This is a genomic window from Alloalcanivorax gelatiniphagus, assembly GCF_005938655.1.
In the GTDB taxonomy this organism is placed as follows: Bacteria; Pseudomonadota; Gammaproteobacteria; order Pseudomonadales; family Alcanivoracaceae; genus Alloalcanivorax; species Alloalcanivorax gelatiniphagus.
Genome location: NZ_VCQT01000019.1, coordinates 91,404 through 106,778 on the forward strand (window position 1 = coordinate 91,404; position 15,375 = coordinate 106,778).

The following is a 15,375-nucleotide window of genomic DNA, read 5'->3' on the forward strand; positions in this document are numbered from 1 at the left end:
CTCCGGCCCCAAAAGTCTTTAGAAAGAGGATGTTATGCAGGTTTCCGTAGAAACGACTTCAGGTCTGGAGCGGCGCGTTACCGTGGGTGTACCCGCGGAGAAAGTGGACTCCGCCGTGGAGAACAAGCTCCGCGAAGCGCAAAAAAGCGTCCGCCTGGATGGCTTCCGCCCCGGCAAGGTGCCGATGCGGGAGGTGAAACGTCGCTTCGGTGCCGCCGTGCGTAACGAAGTGCTCGCCGACGTGATGCGCGAGTCCTTCCTGGAAGCGGTGGAGCAGGAAAAACTGCAGCCGGCCGGCATGCCCGGTTTCGAAGCCACCAAGAACGTGGCCGGCGAGGACCTGGAGTTCATCGCCACCTTCGAAGTCTTCCCGCAGGTGGAAGTGGTCGCTTTCGACGCCATCGAAGTGGAAAAGCCGGTGGCGGAAGTGACCGACGCCGATGTGGACGAAATGATCGAGACCCTGCGCCAGCAGCGCGCTGAGTTCGAGGACGTGGACCGCGCCGCCGAAACCGGCGACCGCGTCAATATCGACTTCAAGGGCCTCAAGGATGGCGAGGCGTTCGAAGGCGGCAGCGCCGAGGGTCACGACCTGGAGCTGGGCTCCGGCCAGATGATCCCGGGCTTCGAGGACGGCATCGTTGGCATGAAAGCCGGCGAGGAGAAGGACATCGACGTGACCTTCCCCGAGGACTACCAGGCCGAGGAGCTGAAAGGCCAGGCGGTGGTCTTCCAGATCAAGGTCAACAAGGTGCAGGCCAAGGCGCTGCCGGAAGTGGACGGTGAGTTCATGAAGGCCTTTGGCGTCGAGGACGGTGACCTGGACAAGTTCAAGGCCGAAGTGCGCAAGAACATGGAGCGCGAGCTGAGCAACGCGGTCAGTGGCAAGGTCAAGGAACAGGTGATGGACGGTCTCGCCGGCCAGCACGAGTTCGACGTGCCGGCGGCCCTGGTGGACCAGGAAGTGGACCGCATGCGCCAGCAAATGATGCAGCAGTTCGGCGGCGGCCAGCAGTTCGATGCCTCCATGCTCCCGGCGGAGCTGTTCAAGGACCAGGCGGAGCGTTCCGTGCGTCTGGGCCTGGTGATGCGCGCCATTCTCGAGAAGTTCGAGCTGCAGGCGGACGCCGACCGGGTCAAGAGCCGGGTGGAAGAGATCGCCTCCCAGTACGAGCAGCCCGAAGAGCTGGTTAACTGGATCTACAGCAACCCGCAGCAGCTTCAGCAGATCGAAGGCGCGGTGCTGGAAGACCAGGTGGTGGATCTGGTACTGGAATCCGCCAAGGTGGAAGAGAAGACCCAGCCCTACCAGGACGCGGTCAAACCCCGCGATCAGCAGCAGGGCTGAACCGGAGTCCGCCGCCAGGGCCGTCCCGAACGGCGCCCAGCGAACCTCCGAAATGCCGGAAAAATCGGCGTTTCGGAGGTTTTTTCGTTCCAAAAGGGTACTTTTGTGCAACTTTTGCGCAGTTGAACGGCTTATTCACCGGCCTTTATGGACGGCCCACGGGGGCCCCCTTACTATCGGGGTAATAGGCGCGCCCTGCCTTGTAAGCGGACGCCCGCGCCCCAATTACCCTGTGCGGGCCGCCAGTCGGCGCCACAGGGACCCGAAAAAGGAAGCGCTAGATGATAGATTTGAGCCGGATCACGTCCATTACTCCGGAAATGAAGACCCTGATGCAGGACCCGACCAACGTGGGCCTGGTGCCCATGGTGATCGAGCAGACCTCCCGGGGTGAGCGTTCCTTCGATATCTATTCCCGCCTTCTCAAGGAGCGGGTGATTTTTCTGGTCGGCCAGGTCGAGGACTACATGGCCAACCTGATCGTCGCGCAAATGCTGTTTCTGGAGTCCGAGAACCCGGACAAGGACATCAATTTGTATATCAACAGCCCGGGCGGGTCGGTGACCGCCGGGATGTCGATCTATGACACCATGCAGTTCGTGAAGCCGGACGTGTCCACCATGTGCATCGGCCAGGCCGCCAGCATGGGCGCCTTTCTGCTGGCCGCCGGCGCCACCGGCAAGCGCCACGCGCTGCCCAATGCCCGGGTGATGATTCACCAGCCGCTGGGCGGCTTCCAGGGCCAGGCGTCGGACATCGAGATCCACGCCCGCGAGATTCTCAAGATCAAGAGCGATCTCAACCGCATGCTCGCCGAGCACACCGGCCAGCCCCTGGAAGTGGTGGAGCGCGACACCGACCGTGACAACTTCATGGACGCCACCCAGGCGAAGGAATACGGCCTGGTCGACGAGGTGCTGCGGCGCCGCTGAGGGCAGCGCGCGGCCGGGCCGGCGCGCCGCCGGGCTTGAAAAAGCCGGTGGCACCCGGCATCTTCAAACTGAAACATCAGGTTCTGAGGCGATTCGATGACCGATACCACCGGAAAGGGCGACGACGGCAAGCTGCTGTATTGCTCGTTCTGCGGCAAAAGCCAGCATGAAGTCCGCAAGCTGATCGCGGGCCCGTCGGTCTTTATCTGCGACGAGTGCGTGGATCTGTGCAACGACATCATCCGCGAGGAAGTGCAGGAAGAGTCCGGCGACGGCGGCGACGAGCGCCTGCCCAAGCCCCAGGAAATCAAGACCACGCTCGACGATTACGTGATTGGTCAGGAACGCGCCAAGCGGGTGTTGTCGGTGGCGGTGTACAACCACTACAAGCGGCTGGGCGTTAAGTCGTCCCGTGGCCGTGACGAAGTGGAACTGGGCAAGAGCAATATTCTGCTGATCGGGCCCACCGGTAGCGGCAAGACGCTGCTGGCCGAGACCCTGGCGCGGCTGCTGAACGTGCCGTTCACCATCGCCGACGCCACCACCCTCACCGAGGCCGGTTATGTCGGCGAGGATGTGGAAAACATTATCCAGAAGCTGCTGCAGAAGTGTGACTACGACGTGGACAAGGCCCAGCGCGGCATCGTCTACATCGACGAAATCGACAAAATTTCGCGCAAGTCCGACAACCCCTCCATCACCCGTGATGTGAGCGGCGAGGGCGTGCAGCAGGCGCTGCTGAAGCTGATCGAGGGCACCGTGGCCTCGGTGCCGCCCCAGGGCGGCCGCAAGCATCCGCAGCAGGAGTTCCTGCAGGTGGACACCTCCAACATTCTGTTCATCTGTGGCGGTGCCTTCGCCGGCCTCGACAAGGTGATCCGTGATCGCTCCGAGAAGGGCGGCATCGGTTTCTCCGCCGAGGTGAAGAGCAAGGACGCCGCCCTCACCATGGGAGAGATGCTGGCCAGCGTGGAGCCGGAGGATCTGGTCAAATACGGCCTGATTCCGGAGTTCATCGGCCGCCTGCCGGTGATCGCCACCCTGGAGGAACTGTCCGAGGAGGCTCTGGTGCAGATTCTCACCGAGCCCCGCAATGCGCTGACCAAACAGTACACCCGCCTGTTCGAGATGGAAGGGGTGGAACTGGATTTCCGCGACGACGCTTTGCGCGCCGTGGCCCGCAAGGCCATGGAACGCAAGTCCGGCGCCCGCGGCCTGCGCTCGATCCTGGAAGCGGTGCTGCTGGATACCATGTATCAGGTGCCGTCCCTGGAAGGCGTGGCCAAGGTGGTGATCGACAGTGCCACCATCGAGGGTGAGTCCGAACCCCTGCTGATCTATGAGAACAGCGAGCAGAAGTCCAGAGTGGCGCCCGACTGAATCGGGCGCCCGGCCCGTGCGCGGGCCGACCCATCAACAGCCGACTCATCCACATTAGGGGCGATACGTGCTGAAAGAGATTCCGCTGCTGCCACTGCGTGATGTGGTGGTATATCCGCACATGGTGATCCCGCTGTTCGTCGGTCGGGAGAAATCCATAGCCGCGCTGGAAGCGGCCATGGCCAGCGACAAGCAGATCATGCTGGTGGCCCAACGCAACGCGTCCGACGACGATCCGGGCGAAAAGGACATCTACCGGGTGGGCACCGTGTCCACCATCCTGCAAATGCTGCGCCTGCCCGACGGCACCGTGAAGGTGCTGGTGGAAGGCGGCGGTCGCGGCCATCTCAGCAAGGCGCGCTTCGACGACGACGGCGCGGTGGCGGATGTGCGTGAGCTGGACGACGTGGCGCCCTCCGACAGCGAACAGGAGGCCCTGTCCCGTTCCTTGCTCGCCAAGTTCGAGGAATACGTCAAGCTGTCCAAGAAAGTGGCGCCGGAGATCATGAATTCGGTGTCCTCCATCGATGAAATCAGCCGCCTGGCCGACACCATTTCCGCCCACCTGCAACTGAAGCTGGAAGAAAAGCAGGACGTGCTGGAGATGGTCGACGTGCGCGAGCGCGTGGAGCACCTGGTGGCGCTGATGGAATCCGACATGGACGTGCTTAAGGTGGAGAAGCGCATCCGTGGCCGGGTCAAGAAACAGATGGAGAAGAGCCAGCGCGAGTACTATCTGAATGAGCAGATGAAGGCGATTCAGAAGGAACTCGGCGATCTGGACGAAAGTGGCAACGAGCTGGAGGATCTGGAGAAAAAGATCGACGACTCCGGCATGCCCAAGGACGCCAAGGAAAAGTCCAAAAACGAATTGAACAAGCTGCGCATGATGTCGCCGATGTCCGCCGAGGCCACGGTGGTGCGCAGTTACCTGGACTGGATGACGTCCGTTCCGTGGAAAAAACGCAGCCGCGTTCGCCACGACATCGCCCACGCCAAGCAGATTCTCGACGAGGATCATTATGGCCTGGAAGAGGTGAAGGAACGGATTCTGGAATTCCTGGCCGTGCAAAGCCGGGTCGGCAAGGTGAAGGGCCCGGTACTGTGCCTGGTGGGGCCGCCCGGCGTGGGCAAAACCTCCCTGGGGCAATCGGTGGCCCGCGCCACCAATCGCAAGTTCGTGCGCATGGCCCTGGGTGGCGTGCGTGACGAGGCGGAGATTCGTGGCCACCGGCGCACCTACATCGGTTCGCTGCCGGGCAAGGTGATCCAGAAGCTGTCCAAGGTGGGCGTGCGCAACCCGCTGTTCCTGCTTGATGAAGTGGACAAGATGGGCATGGACATGCGCGGGGACCCGGCGTCCGCGTTGCTGGAAGTGCTCGATCCGGAACAGAACCACACCTTCAGCGATCATTATCTGGAAGTGGACTACGACCTGTCCGAAACCCTGTTCGTGTGCACCTCCAACTCCATGAACATTCCCGGCCCGCTGCTGGACCGGATGGAAGTGATCCGTCTGCCCGGTTATACCGAGGACGAGAAGGTCAATATCGCCGCCCAGTACCTGATTCCCAAACAGATCAAATCCAACGGTCTCAAGGAAGGGGAAGTGGTGTTCGACGACGCCACCCTGCGCCATGTGATTCGTCACTACACCCGGGAAGCCGGTGTGCGTGGTCTGGAACGGGAAGTCAGCAAGGTGTGCCGCAAGGTGGTGAAAGAGCACCTGCTGGCCAAGGACGACACGCCGGTCAAGCTGGACCCGGAAAGCCTGGAGGAATACCTGGGCGTGCGCCGGTTCAGCTATGGCCGCGCGGAAGAACAGGATCAGGTGGGGCAGGTTACCGGTCTGGCCTGGACCTCGGTGGGCGGCGAACTGCTGACCATCGAAGGCGTGTCCACGCCGGGCAAGGGCCGCGTCACCACCACCGGTTCCCTGGGCGACGTGATGCAGGAATCGATTCAGGCCGCCTGGACGGTGGTCAAGAGCCGTGCCCGTCACCTCGGCATCCGTCGCCGTCAGTTGGAGCGGAACGACCTGCACATCCATGTGCCGGAAGGCGCCACGCCGAAGGACGGCCCCAGCGCCGGCATCGGCATGTGCACCGCCATGGTGTCCATGCTCACCGGTATCCCGGTGCGCGCGGACGTGGCGATGACCGGGGAAATTACCCTGCGCGGTCAGGTGCTGGCGATTGGCGGGCTCAAGGAAAAACTGCTGGCCGCCCATCGCGGCGGCATCAAAACAGTGTTGATTCCGCACGAAAACGAGCGTGACTTAAAAGAAATTCCTGACAACATCAAGGAAGCTCTTGAGATTCGTCCGGTGAAGTGGATCGACCAGGTTCTCGAAGTGGCGCTGACGCATACGCCGACGCCACTGAGTGAAGCCGAAGTGGAGGAAGATCTCGCTCTGGCGGAAGAAAAAGCGCAAAAGGAATCCGAACGGCCGAGCACCCATTGACCGTCGCTGAATGGACGGTTCTAATGCGGGACCCGATCACCGAGCGGTGAACGTTGCCGACGTTTTTAAAACATTGATTGAAAAGGTTTTTTACCTTTGTTAAAGCTGGCGCGTAAGGCCTCTTCCTTTCTTGACGCCCCCTGGGACCGTTGGTATAAAGGCGGCTTCGTCATAAGGAGAGTGCATCGCGCCTCGACCATAAAACCGGGAAAGAGAAAAGGGGAATTTTGTGAATAAATCCGAACTGATCGATGCTATCGCCGCCGCTGCTGATATCTCCAAGGCGGACGCTGGCCGTGCGCTGGATGCCACTCTGGATGCCGTTACCGGCGCGCTGAAAAAGGGCGACAGTGTCTCCCTGGTGGGCTTTGGCACCTTCTCCGTGAAAGAGCGGGCAGCTCGCGAGGGCCGCAACCCGCAAACCGGCGAAACCATCAAAATCGCCGCCGCCAAGGTTCCGGGCTTCAAAGCCGGTAAAGCACTGAAGGACGCCGTTAACTGAACAGGTTCCAGGAGCGGTAGTTCAGCTGGTTAGAATACCGGCCTGTCACGCCGGGGGTCGCGGGTTCGAGTCCCGTCCGCTCCGCCAGCAGAATAAGCGTATCCAGGGCGGATGCGCTTTTTTGCTTTCTGGATCTATTCGACCTGACGATAAAAAAAGACGATATCCCTTGGAGTAAAGCATGCAGGAGTTCAGGCGGTTCGTCCGCGGGCCCGTGGGCAAGGTGCTGCTTGCCGCCATCATTCTTCCGTTCGTGATTTCCGGTTTCTACGGGTATTTCACCGGCGGTGGCAGCGACACCACCGTGGCGGAAGTGGAAGGCAACAAGATCACCCGCGCCTACGTGAATTCGCGTACCCAGCAGCTGCGTCAGATGCTGCGTCAGCAAAGCCCGGACATCAACGAATCGGTGCTGGACTCTTTCATCCGGCCGCAGATGGTGCTCGAGGGCATCGTCAACGAGCAGCTGATGATCGCCGCCGCCCGTAACGCCAACATGGCGTTCAGCGATACCCAGGCGGCACGCATGATTCGCTCCAACCCGGCGTTCACCGACCAGGGCGCCTTCTCCGAAAGCCGCTTCGAACAAATGGTCCGTGCCCAGGGCATGACCCCGCAGGGGTACCTGGACGGGCTGCGCCAGGAGAGCATCAGCCAGCAGTACCGGGATGCCTTCGCCAGCACCGATTTTGCGTTGCCCGGCGAACTGGCGGAGCAGCGCCGGCTGGGTGAGCAGAGCCGCGACATCCGTTACGTGCGCCTCGACCTGAACCGGCTGCGGGGCCAGGCCCAGGTCAGCGACGAGGAAATCCAGAGCTACTACGATCAGAACCGGGACAGCTTCATGCGCCCGGAACAGATGAAAGTGCAGTACCTGGTGCTTTCCCCGGAGCATTACCGGGACCAGGTGGACGTCAGCGAAGATCAGATCAAGGCCGAATACGAGGCCCGCCGGCAAATGCAGCAGGATGGCGACACCCGCCGTCAGGTGGCCCACGTGCTGATCGCCGTCAATGATGACCGCGACCAGGACCAGGCGGTGGCCCGCGCCCGGGAAGCCCGCCAGGCCCTGGAGCAGGGTAAGAGCTTCGCCGAAGTGGCCCGGGAATACTCCGACGACCTGGCCACCGCCCGCAGTGGCGGCGAGCTTGGCGTGGTCGAGCCCGGCACCCTGCCGGACGAGCTGGACGATGCCCTCAACGGTCTGCAGGTGGGTCAGGTTTCGGAACCGGTGGTCTCCGACTCCGGCGTCCATCTGCTCAAGCTGGAGAGCGAGAGCAAGCCGGAAATGGCGCCCCTGTCCTCCATGCGTGACGGCATCGCCGCCGACCTGCGCCGCTCCCAATCCCAGGCCCTGCTGTCCGAGGACCTGGTGAAGCTGGAAGAGCTGATCTACGAACACCCGAACCTGGACGTGCCCGCCGAGCAGCTGAACCTGCCGCTGGAAACCACCGACTGGGTGTCCCTGCAGGATCTGCCGGCACCGCTCAACAATGATCGTGTACGCCAGGCCCTGAACAGCACGGCGGTGCGCGAACAGGAGCACAACAGCGACCTGCTGGAACTGGGCGGTGACCGTTACGTGGCGGTGCGTCTGAAAGAAATCGAGAAGCCCGAGCCCCTGCCGCTGGCGGACGTGCGCGATGACATCCGTGCCCAACTGCGCCTGAACAAGGCCCGTGACCAGGCCGAGTCCCTGGCATCCGAAGCACGCACCGCCGTGGACGATGGCGCGGATCTGGATCGCGTGGCCGAGCTGCTGGGCGCCCAGGTGGACGAAGAGCAGGGCATCCAACGGGGCGCCGCGGAACCGGACATGGCGGTAAGCGACGCCGCCTTCGCCACCCCCCGCCCGGCGGACGGCGAAAGCAGCGACATCCGCTTCGTCAACCTGCGTAACGGCGACCTGGTGGCCTTCCAGGTCACCGCCGTGGCCGACGGCAACGCCGACCCCCTGCCGGACGGTCAGCAGCAACAAGCGCTTCAGGAACTGGCCCGGGTGGAAGGCGAACGCACCTTCCGCCAGGTCATGACCTTCCTGCGCGACAGCCTGGACGTGGACCTCCACCCCCAACGCCTGGCCGACGGCGACGCCCCCCAATAACCCCAGCGAACCGCCCACAAAAAAGCCCGCTCCGGCGGGCTTTTTTGTACCTCGGGGTCGGACCACGCTAACCGCTTGATACACAAACACTTCTTAGCGATTCAGGCCCGAATCCGAAGCTTAGAGGCGATTTTTGCGGGGGAGAAGGCCGTTTAAGGCCTGTTTCTCCCCCGAAAAATCACGGAAACCCTATTGGAATCAATGGGTTGCCGTGGTCCGACCCCGGTTATTCCCCGGTTATTCGCCGGGTTCTTCGAAGGGCATGGAGACGGTGGCGGCACCGGCGTCCACGTAGGTGATTTCGGCGGTGATGCCGGAGGCCAGGTCGGAGCAGAGGAAGGCGGCGGTGTTGCCCACTTCTTCAATGGTCACGTTGCGGCGCAGGGGGGCCTTGGCGGCGTTGTAGTCCAGCATGGTGCGGAATTTCTTGATGCCGGAGGCGGCAAGGGTACGGATCGGGCCGGCGGAGATGCCGTTCACGCGGATGCCGTCCGGGCCCAGGCTGGCGGCCAGATAGCGCACCGAGGCTTCCAGGCTGGCCTTGGCCAGGCCCATCACGTTGTAGTTCGGCACGGTTTGCCGGGAGGCGTGATAGGTCAGGGTCAGCAGGGAGCCGTTGCGGCCGGCCATCATCGGGCGGGCCGCCTGGGCCAGCGCCACGAAGCTGTAGGCGGAGATGTCGTGGGCCATGCGGAAGCCTTCCCGGGTGGCCACGTCGGCGAAGTTGCCGTCCAGCTCGGCGGCCGGGGCAAAGCCCACCGCGTGGACCACGCCGTCCAGCCCGTCCCATTGCTCGCCCAGACCGGCGAACACCTGCTGGATCTGCTCGTCGGAGGTCACGTCACAGGGGAAGCACAGGGCTTCGTTGCTGCCGCATCGCTCGGCCACTTTGAGCACCCGGCTCTTGAGCTTGTCGTTCTGGTAGGTAAACGCCAGTTCCGCGCCTTCACGGTGCATGGCGTCGGCGATGCCGGTGGCAATGGAACGGTCGCTGGCGATGCCCACGATCAGGTATCGCTTGCCTGCGAGAAAACCCATGTTCTGTCCTCAAAAATAGTCACTCCGGCGCCCAGTATAGGCGATCACGGTGGCCGTGAAAGACGCCGGCGGGGTTATTGTGCAACGGCTTGTTTCCCGTCACGGTTGAAGGCCGCCTCCATAAGACGCCGGGTGTAGGCCTGCTCCGGGGACTGGAACAGGCGCTCGGTGTCGCCATGCTCGACCACCTTGCCATGGCGCATCACCAGCAGCCGGTGGCTGATGGCGCGCACCACCTTGAGGTCGTGGCTGATAAACACATAGCTGAGTCCGCGACGGCGTTGCAGGTCTTTCAGCAGCTCCAGCACCTGGGCTTGAACGCTGCGGTCCAGGGCCGAGGTGGGTTCGTCGAGAATCAGCAGGTCCGGTTCCAGCACCAGGGCCCGGGCGATGGCGATGCGTTGGCGTTGGCCGCCGGAGAATTCGTGGGGGTAGCGGTCGCCGCTGTCCGCCGGCAGACCGACTTCGGCGAGCAGGGCGCGCACCCGTTCGGCGCGCTGGTCGGCGTTCAGGCCACGGTCATGGACGCGCAGGCCTTCTTCCACCGCCTGATGGACGGTGAGGCGCGGGTTGAGACTGCCGTAGGGGTCCTGGAACACCACCTGCATATGCCGGCGCCAGGGGCGCAGGGCCCGGCCGCTCAGGGTTTGCAGCGGCTGATCCAGCAGCACCACCTTGCCCTTGGCGCGGATCAGCCGCAGCAGAATCAGCGCCAGGGTGGACTTGCCGGAGCCGGATTCGCCGACCACGCCGAGGGTTTCGCCGCGCCGCAGCTGGAACGACACGCCGTCCACCGCCGCCACCGTTTCCCGGGCGCCAAGCCAGCCCCGTCGCCGGCCGCTGAAGTGCGCCTCCAGGTCGTCGGCGCGCAGCAGCACCGGCGCGTCCGCCGGGGTGGGCGGCGGCTGGCCGCCGGGCTCCGCCGCCAGCAGATGGCGGGTGTAGTCGTCCTCTGGGTGGTTCAGCACCCGGTCGGTGGCGCCCCGTTCGACGATGCGGCCCTGGTGCATCACCGCCACGTCCTCGGCGAAGCGGCCCACCAGGCCCAGGTCATGGCTGATCAGCAGCACGGCCAGGTGGCGTTCCCGCTGCAGCCGTTTGAGCAGGTCGAGGATGGCTTCCTGAATGGTCACGTCCAGGGCGGTGGTGGGTTCGTCGGCGATCAGCAGCCGCGGGTCGTTGGCCAGCGCCATGGCGATCATCACCCGTTGCCGCTGGCCGCCGCTGAGCTGATGGGGATAGCGGGCCAGCATGTCGTCGCTGGCCGGCAATTCCACCTGTTCCAGCAGTTCCAGGCAGCGCTTGCGCACCGCCGCCCGGCCCAGCCGCTGATGCACGCGGATCGCCTCGCCGATCTGCTTTTCCACCCGGTGTAGGGGATTCAGGGCGGTGAGCGGTTCCTGGAAGATGGTGCCTATATCTCCGCCGCGCAGGGCACGCCGCCGGGCTTCCGACCAGTCCAGCACATTGTCGCCGTCCAGTTCGATGGTGGCGGCCTGACGGTGGGCACCACCGGGCAGCAGGTCCAGCAGCGACAGGGCGGTGAGTGATTTGCCGGAGCCGGATTCGCCCACCAGGGCCAGCATGCGGCCCGCTTCCAGGTCCAGATCGATGCGGTCCACCGCCGGCCGCGCCGGGTCGTCGAACCAGACACTCAGTTCACGAACACGAAGCAGGCTCATGGGCGGCTCCCGCTGTCGGCATGGTATTTCCTCGGGTCGAAGGCATCGCGCACCGCCTCGCCCACGAACACCAGCAGCGACAGCATCAGCGCCAGGGTGACGAAGGCGCTGAGCCCCAGCCAGGGGGCGTGCAGGTTGGCCTTGCCCTGGCCCAGCAGTTCACCGAGGGAGGGCGAGCCCGGCGGCAGGCCGAAGCCGATAAAGTCCAGGGAGGTGAGCAGGATCACCGAGGCGTTGAGCACGAAGGGCAGGTAGGTGAGGGTGGCGACCATGGCGTTGGGCAGCATATGGCGGAACAGGATCACCGGGGTGCGCACCCCCAGGGCCTGGGCGGCGCGCACATAGTCCAGGTTGCGCGCGCGCAGGAATTCGGCGCGCACCAGGTCCACAAGTGTCATCCACGAAAACAGCAACATGATCAGCAGCAGGGTCCAGAAGCCGGGCACCACGAAACTGGAAATCACGATAATCAGATAGAGGATTGGCATGCTCGACCAGATTTCCAGAAAGCGCTGCCCGGCCAGGTCCAGCCAACCGCCGTAGTAGCCCTGTAGCGCACCCACCACGACGCCGATGGCACTGGAGGCCACCGTCAGGATCAGCCCGAACAGCACCGACAACCGGAACCCGTAAATCAACCGCGCCAGCACGTCGCGGCCCTGGTCGTCGGTGCCCAGCCAGTTCTCCGCCGAGGGCGGCGCCGGCGCCGGCTGGGTCAGTTCGTAGTTGATGGTGTCATAGCTGTAGCGGATCGGCGGCCACAGCATCCAGCCATCCTTGTCGATCAGTTCCTCGACGAAGGGGTCCCGATAATTGGCCTCGGTTTCGAACAGGCCGCCGAAGGCGGTCTCCGGGTAGACCTGGAACACCGGCCAGTACAGCTCGCCCTGGTAGCGCACCAGAATCGGCTTGTCGTTGGCCACCAGTTCGGCGCCCAGGCTGACCACGAACAGCACCATGAACACCGCCAGAGACCAGAGCCCCCGGCGGTTGCGGCAAAAGGCCCGCCATTGGCGGCGCCAGATCGGTTCGCTGCCGGTCATCAGCGCGACCTCCGCTCGAAATCGATGCGCGGGTCCACCCACATGTAGGTCAGGTCGGACACCAGCTTCAGCAGCATACCCAGCAGGGTGAAGATGAACAGGGTGCCGAACACCACCGGATAGTCCCGGTTGATCACAGACTCAAAGCCGAGCAGGCCCAGGCCGTCCAGGGAGAAGATGTACTCGATCAGCAGCACGCCGGTGAAGAACATGCCCACGAAGGCCGCCGGGAAACCGGCGATGATGATCAGCATGGCGTTGCGGAACACATGCCCGTAGAGCACCCGGTTCTCGGTGAGGCCCTTGGCGCGGGCGGTTTGCACGTATTGTTTGCCGATTTCGTCGAGGAAGGAGTTCTTGGTGAGCATGGTCAGGGTGGCGAAGTTGCCGATCACGATGGCCAGGGTGGGCAGGGTGATGTGATGGATATAGTCGATCACCTTGCCGAACGCCGACAACTGCTCAAAGTCGTCGGAGGTCAGCCCCCTCAACGGGAACCACTCCAGGTAGGAACCGCCGGCGAACAGCACCACCAGCAGAATGGCGATCAGAAAACTGGGAATCGCATAGCCCACCACGATGGCGGTGCTGGTCCACACATCGAAGCGGCTGCCGTCGCGCACCGCCTTGCGGATGCCCAGTGGGATCGCCACCAGATAGGTGATCAAGGTACTCCACAGGCCCAGCGAGATGGACACCGGCAGGCGCTCCAGGATCAGCTGGCCCACCGGCCGGTCCCGGTAATAGGATTCGCCGAAATCGAAGGTCAGGTAGCGTTTGATCATCAGCCAGAAACGTTCCGGCGCCGGCTTGTCGAAGCCGTAGAGCTTCTCGATGCGCTGGATCAGTTCCGGCGGCAGCCCCCGGGAGCCCCGGTAGTCGGCGCCGCCGGAGCCGACGAAATCCGCGGTGTTGCCGGCGAAACCGGCACCGGCGCCACCACCACCGAGGCCCTGAAGCTGGGCCAGCGCCTTTTCCACCGGCCCGCCGGGCGCCGCCTGCACGATCACGAAATTCAGCAGCAGAATGCCGAACAGGGTGGGAACGATCAGGGCCAGCCGCTTGAGAATATAGACCAGCATCAGCGGGCGCTTTCATTCCACCAGAGGTCCAGCGCCCCGGTGATCGGTACATAGGGGGGCAGGGGCGCGTGGCTGAGGCCGGCCCGGTAGGCGAACCGATGGGTCGGCGCGTACCAGTTGGGCACCACGTAGAAGCCCCACTGCAGGGCCCGGTCCAGGGCCCGGGTACGGGTGACCAGGGCCTCGCGGCTCTGCGCCGCGATCACCTTGTCGACCAGGGCATCCACCGCCGGGTTGCAGACCCCGGCATAGTTCTGGCTGCTTTCCCGCTTGGCGGATTCGCAGCTCCAGAAGCCGCGCTGTTCGTTACCCGGTGAGGTGGACTGCCCCCAGCCGCCAACGATCATGTCGAAATTGAAGCGCCGCAGGCGCTGCACGAACTGGGACTGGTCCACCCGCACCACGTTGGCGTCGATACCCAGGGTCTTCAGATTGCGGGCGAACGGCAGCACGACGCGTTCGAACGCGGGCCGGGAGAGCAGGAACTCGAAGGCCACCGGTTTGCCGTCCGGGGTGTACAGCTTGCCGTTCCTGACCTGGTAGCCGGCGTCGATCAGCAGCTTCTGGGCATGGCGCAGATTTTCCCGGGGGCGCCCGGAACCGTCGGAATGGGGCGGCTGATAGCTTTCCGTGAACACCCGGGGAGGCAGGTCTTTCCTGAGCGGTTCCAGCAGCGCCAGTTGGTCCTCGTCGGGCAGGCCCTCGGCGGCCAGGTCGGAGTTCTGGAAGTAGCTGCGGCTGCGCCGGTACTGACCGTAGAACAGGTTCTTGTTGGACCATTCAAAATCGAAGGCGTAGGTGATCGCCTCGCGCAGCACCGGGTCCTGGAACACCGGGCGGCGGGTGTTGAACACGAAGCCCTGCATCCCGGCCGGATTGCTGTGCGGCACTTCCTCGGTGATCAGACGGTGCTCGTCGAAGGCGTCACCGGTGTAGGCGGTGGCCCACAGCTTGGAGTTGGTTTCCGTGCGCCAGTCGTAGTCGCCGCGCTTGAACGCTTCCAGGGCCACGGTTTCGTCGAGATAGTATTCCTGGATCACCCGGTCGAAATTGTAGCGGCCGCGCATCACCGGCAGATCCCGGGCCCAGTAGTCGTCGCGGCGCTCATAGACCACCCGCTTGCCGGGCTTGAAGCTCTTCACCCGGTAGGGGCCGGAACCCAGCGGCGGTACCAGGGTGGCGTCGGCGAAGTCCTTGTCCTGCCAGTAGTGCTTGGGCATCACCGGCAACTGGCCGACGATCATCACCAGCTCCCGGTTGTCGCCGGGCTTGAAGGTGAACTTCACCTTGCGCTCGGAAAGCGCCTCCACGTTTTCCACATCGCCATAGTAGTAGGCGTAGAACGGCTCGCCTTCGTCCCGCAGTTTCTGGAACGTCCACACCACGTCCTCGGCGCGCACCGGCTGGCCATCGGCGAAGCGGGCTTCCTTGCGCAGGGTGAAGGTGACCCAGCGGCGGTCCTCCGGCCATTCGATGGTTTCCGCCAGCAGACCGTACTCGCTGAACGGCTCGTCCAGGCTGCGCACGGTGAGGGTGTCGTACAGGTATTCGCCAACGCCGGCGGCGGCGGTGCCTTTCGGCAGCCAGGGCATGAAGTTGTCGAAACCACCCAGGCTGTAGAGCCGCAGATCGCCCCCTTTGGGGGCGTCCGGGTTGACGTAATCGAAGTGTTTGAAGCCGGGCGGGTACTTGGGCGTACCGTGCATGGCGATGGCATGGGCGGAGGTGGTGTCCGCGACCGCCCCTTGGGGCAGGGGCACCAGCAGAAAAACAACCGCCAGAAACAAAAAGGACCGCATT

General features: G+C 63.8%; 11 protein-coding genes and 1 tRNA gene. 7 read left to right on the forward strand and 5 right to left on the reverse strand.

Going from position 1 to position 15,375, the window contains the following annotated elements:
• The first annotated feature begins 34 nt into the window (after positions 1-34).
• The 7 genes from tig (at position 35) to FGS76_RS04245 (ending at position 8,730) form a co-directional block, all read left to right on the forward strand.
• Complete coding sequence (gene tig / locus FGS76_RS04215) at positions 35-1,348, forward strand: trigger factor (protein ID WP_138771378.1); 1,314 nt, start codon at positions 35-37, stop codon at positions 1,346-1,348.
• Positions 1,349-1,629: 281 nt separating this feature from the next.
• The gene (gene clpP, locus FGS76_RS04220; RefSeq protein WP_138771379.1) at positions 1,630-2,280 is read left to right on the forward strand and encodes an ATP-dependent Clp endopeptidase proteolytic subunit ClpP; all 651 of its coding nucleotides are present in this window, start codon (positions 1,630-1,632) and stop codon (positions 2,278-2,280) included.
• Between the two features lie 96 nt (positions 2,281-2,376).
• Positions 2,377-3,660: an ATP-dependent Clp protease ATP-binding subunit ClpX gene (gene clpX / locus FGS76_RS04225; protein ID WP_138771380.1), complete on the forward strand. Its 1,284-nt coding sequence runs from the start codon at positions 2,377-2,379 to the stop codon at positions 3,658-3,660.
• A gap of 67 nt (positions 3,661-3,727) precedes the next feature.
• Positions 3,728-6,124, forward strand: a complete 2,397-nt coding sequence (lon, locus tag FGS76_RS04230) for an endopeptidase La (protein ID WP_138771381.1) — start codon at positions 3,728-3,730, stop codon at positions 6,122-6,124.
• Between the two features lie 229 nt (positions 6,125-6,353).
• Positions 6,354-6,626, forward strand: a complete 273-nt coding sequence (locus tag FGS76_RS04235) for an HU family DNA-binding protein (protein ID WP_138771382.1) — start codon at positions 6,354-6,356, stop codon at positions 6,624-6,626.
• A gap of 10 nt (positions 6,627-6,636) precedes the next feature.
• Positions 6,637-6,713, forward strand: a tRNA-Asp gene (locus FGS76_RS04240).
• Positions 6,714-6,807: 94 nt separating this feature from the next.
• Entirely contained in the window at positions 6,808-8,730 is a 1,923-nt protein-coding gene (locus FGS76_RS04245; RefSeq protein ID WP_138771383.1) for a SurA N-terminal domain-containing protein, read from the forward strand.
• A 237-nt stretch (positions 8,731-8,967) separates the two neighbouring features.
• Here FGS76_RS04245 and FGS76_RS04250 read toward each other — a convergent pair whose 3' ends face one another.
• From FGS76_RS04250 to FGS76_RS04270, 5 genes are all read right to left on the reverse strand, one after another.
• The gene (locus FGS76_RS04250) at positions 8,968-9,768 is read right to left on the reverse strand and encodes an enoyl-ACP reductase FabI (RefSeq protein ID WP_138771384.1); all 801 of its coding nucleotides are present in this window, start codon (positions 9,766-9,768) and stop codon (positions 8,968-8,970) included.
• A 74-nt stretch (positions 9,769-9,842) separates the two neighbouring features.
• The gene (locus FGS76_RS04255) at positions 9,843-11,450 is read right to left on the reverse strand and encodes an ABC transporter ATP-binding protein (protein ID WP_138771385.1); all 1,608 of its coding nucleotides are present in this window, start codon (positions 11,448-11,450) and stop codon (positions 9,843-9,845) included.
• Positions 11,447-12,493: an ABC transporter permease gene (locus FGS76_RS04260; protein ID WP_138771386.1), complete on the reverse strand. Its 1,047-nt coding sequence runs from the start codon at positions 12,491-12,493 to the stop codon at positions 11,447-11,449. The genes FGS76_RS04255 and FGS76_RS04260 overlap by 4 nt, the downstream gene beginning before the upstream one ends.
• Positions 12,493-13,575 carry a microcin C ABC transporter permease YejB gene (locus tag FGS76_RS04265; RefSeq protein ID WP_138771387.1) on the reverse strand — a complete coding sequence of 361 codons (1,083 nt, stop codon included), beginning with the start codon at positions 13,573-13,575 and terminating at the stop codon, positions 12,493-12,495. Before FGS76_RS04265 ends, FGS76_RS04260 begins: the two co-directional genes overlap by 1 nt.
• Complete coding sequence (locus tag FGS76_RS04270) at positions 13,575-15,374, reverse strand: extracellular solute-binding protein (protein ID WP_138771388.1); 1,800 nt, start codon at positions 15,372-15,374, stop codon at positions 13,575-13,577. Before FGS76_RS04270 ends, FGS76_RS04265 begins: the two co-directional genes overlap by 1 nt.
• Position 15,375 lies beyond the last annotated feature (1 nt).

Coding starts and splice junctions, on each gene's coding strand:
- clpX (WP_138771380.1), top strand. CDS start 2,377: ATGACCGATACCACCGGAAAGGGCGACGACGGCAAGCTGCTGTATTGC.
- FGS76_RS04270 (WP_138771388.1), bottom strand. CDS start 15,374: ATGCGGTCCTTTTTGTTTCTGGCGGTTGTTTTTCTGCTGGTGCCCCTG.
- FGS76_RS04245 (WP_138771383.1), top strand. CDS start 6,808: ATGCAGGAGTTCAGGCGGTTCGTCCGCGGGCCCGTGGGCAAGGTGCTG.
- FGS76_RS04255 (WP_138771385.1), bottom strand. CDS start 11,450: ATGAGCCTGCTTCGTGTTCGTGAACTGAGTGTCTGGTTCGACGACCCG.
- FGS76_RS04260 (WP_138771386.1), bottom strand. CDS start 12,493: ATGACCGGCAGCGAACCGATCTGGCGCCGCCAATGGCGGGCCTTTTGC.
- tig (WP_138771378.1), top strand. CDS start 35: ATGCAGGTTTCCGTAGAAACGACTTCAGGTCTGGAGCGGCGCGTTACC.
- FGS76_RS04265 (WP_138771387.1), bottom strand. CDS start 13,575: ATGCTGGTCTATATTCTCAAGCGGCTGGCCCTGATCGTTCCCACCCTG.
- FGS76_RS04250 (WP_138771384.1), bottom strand. CDS start 9,768: ATGGGTTTTCTCGCAGGCAAGCGATACCTGATCGTGGGCATCGCCAGC.
- clpP (WP_138771379.1), top strand. CDS start 1,630: ATGATAGATTTGAGCCGGATCACGTCCATTACTCCGGAAATGAAGACC.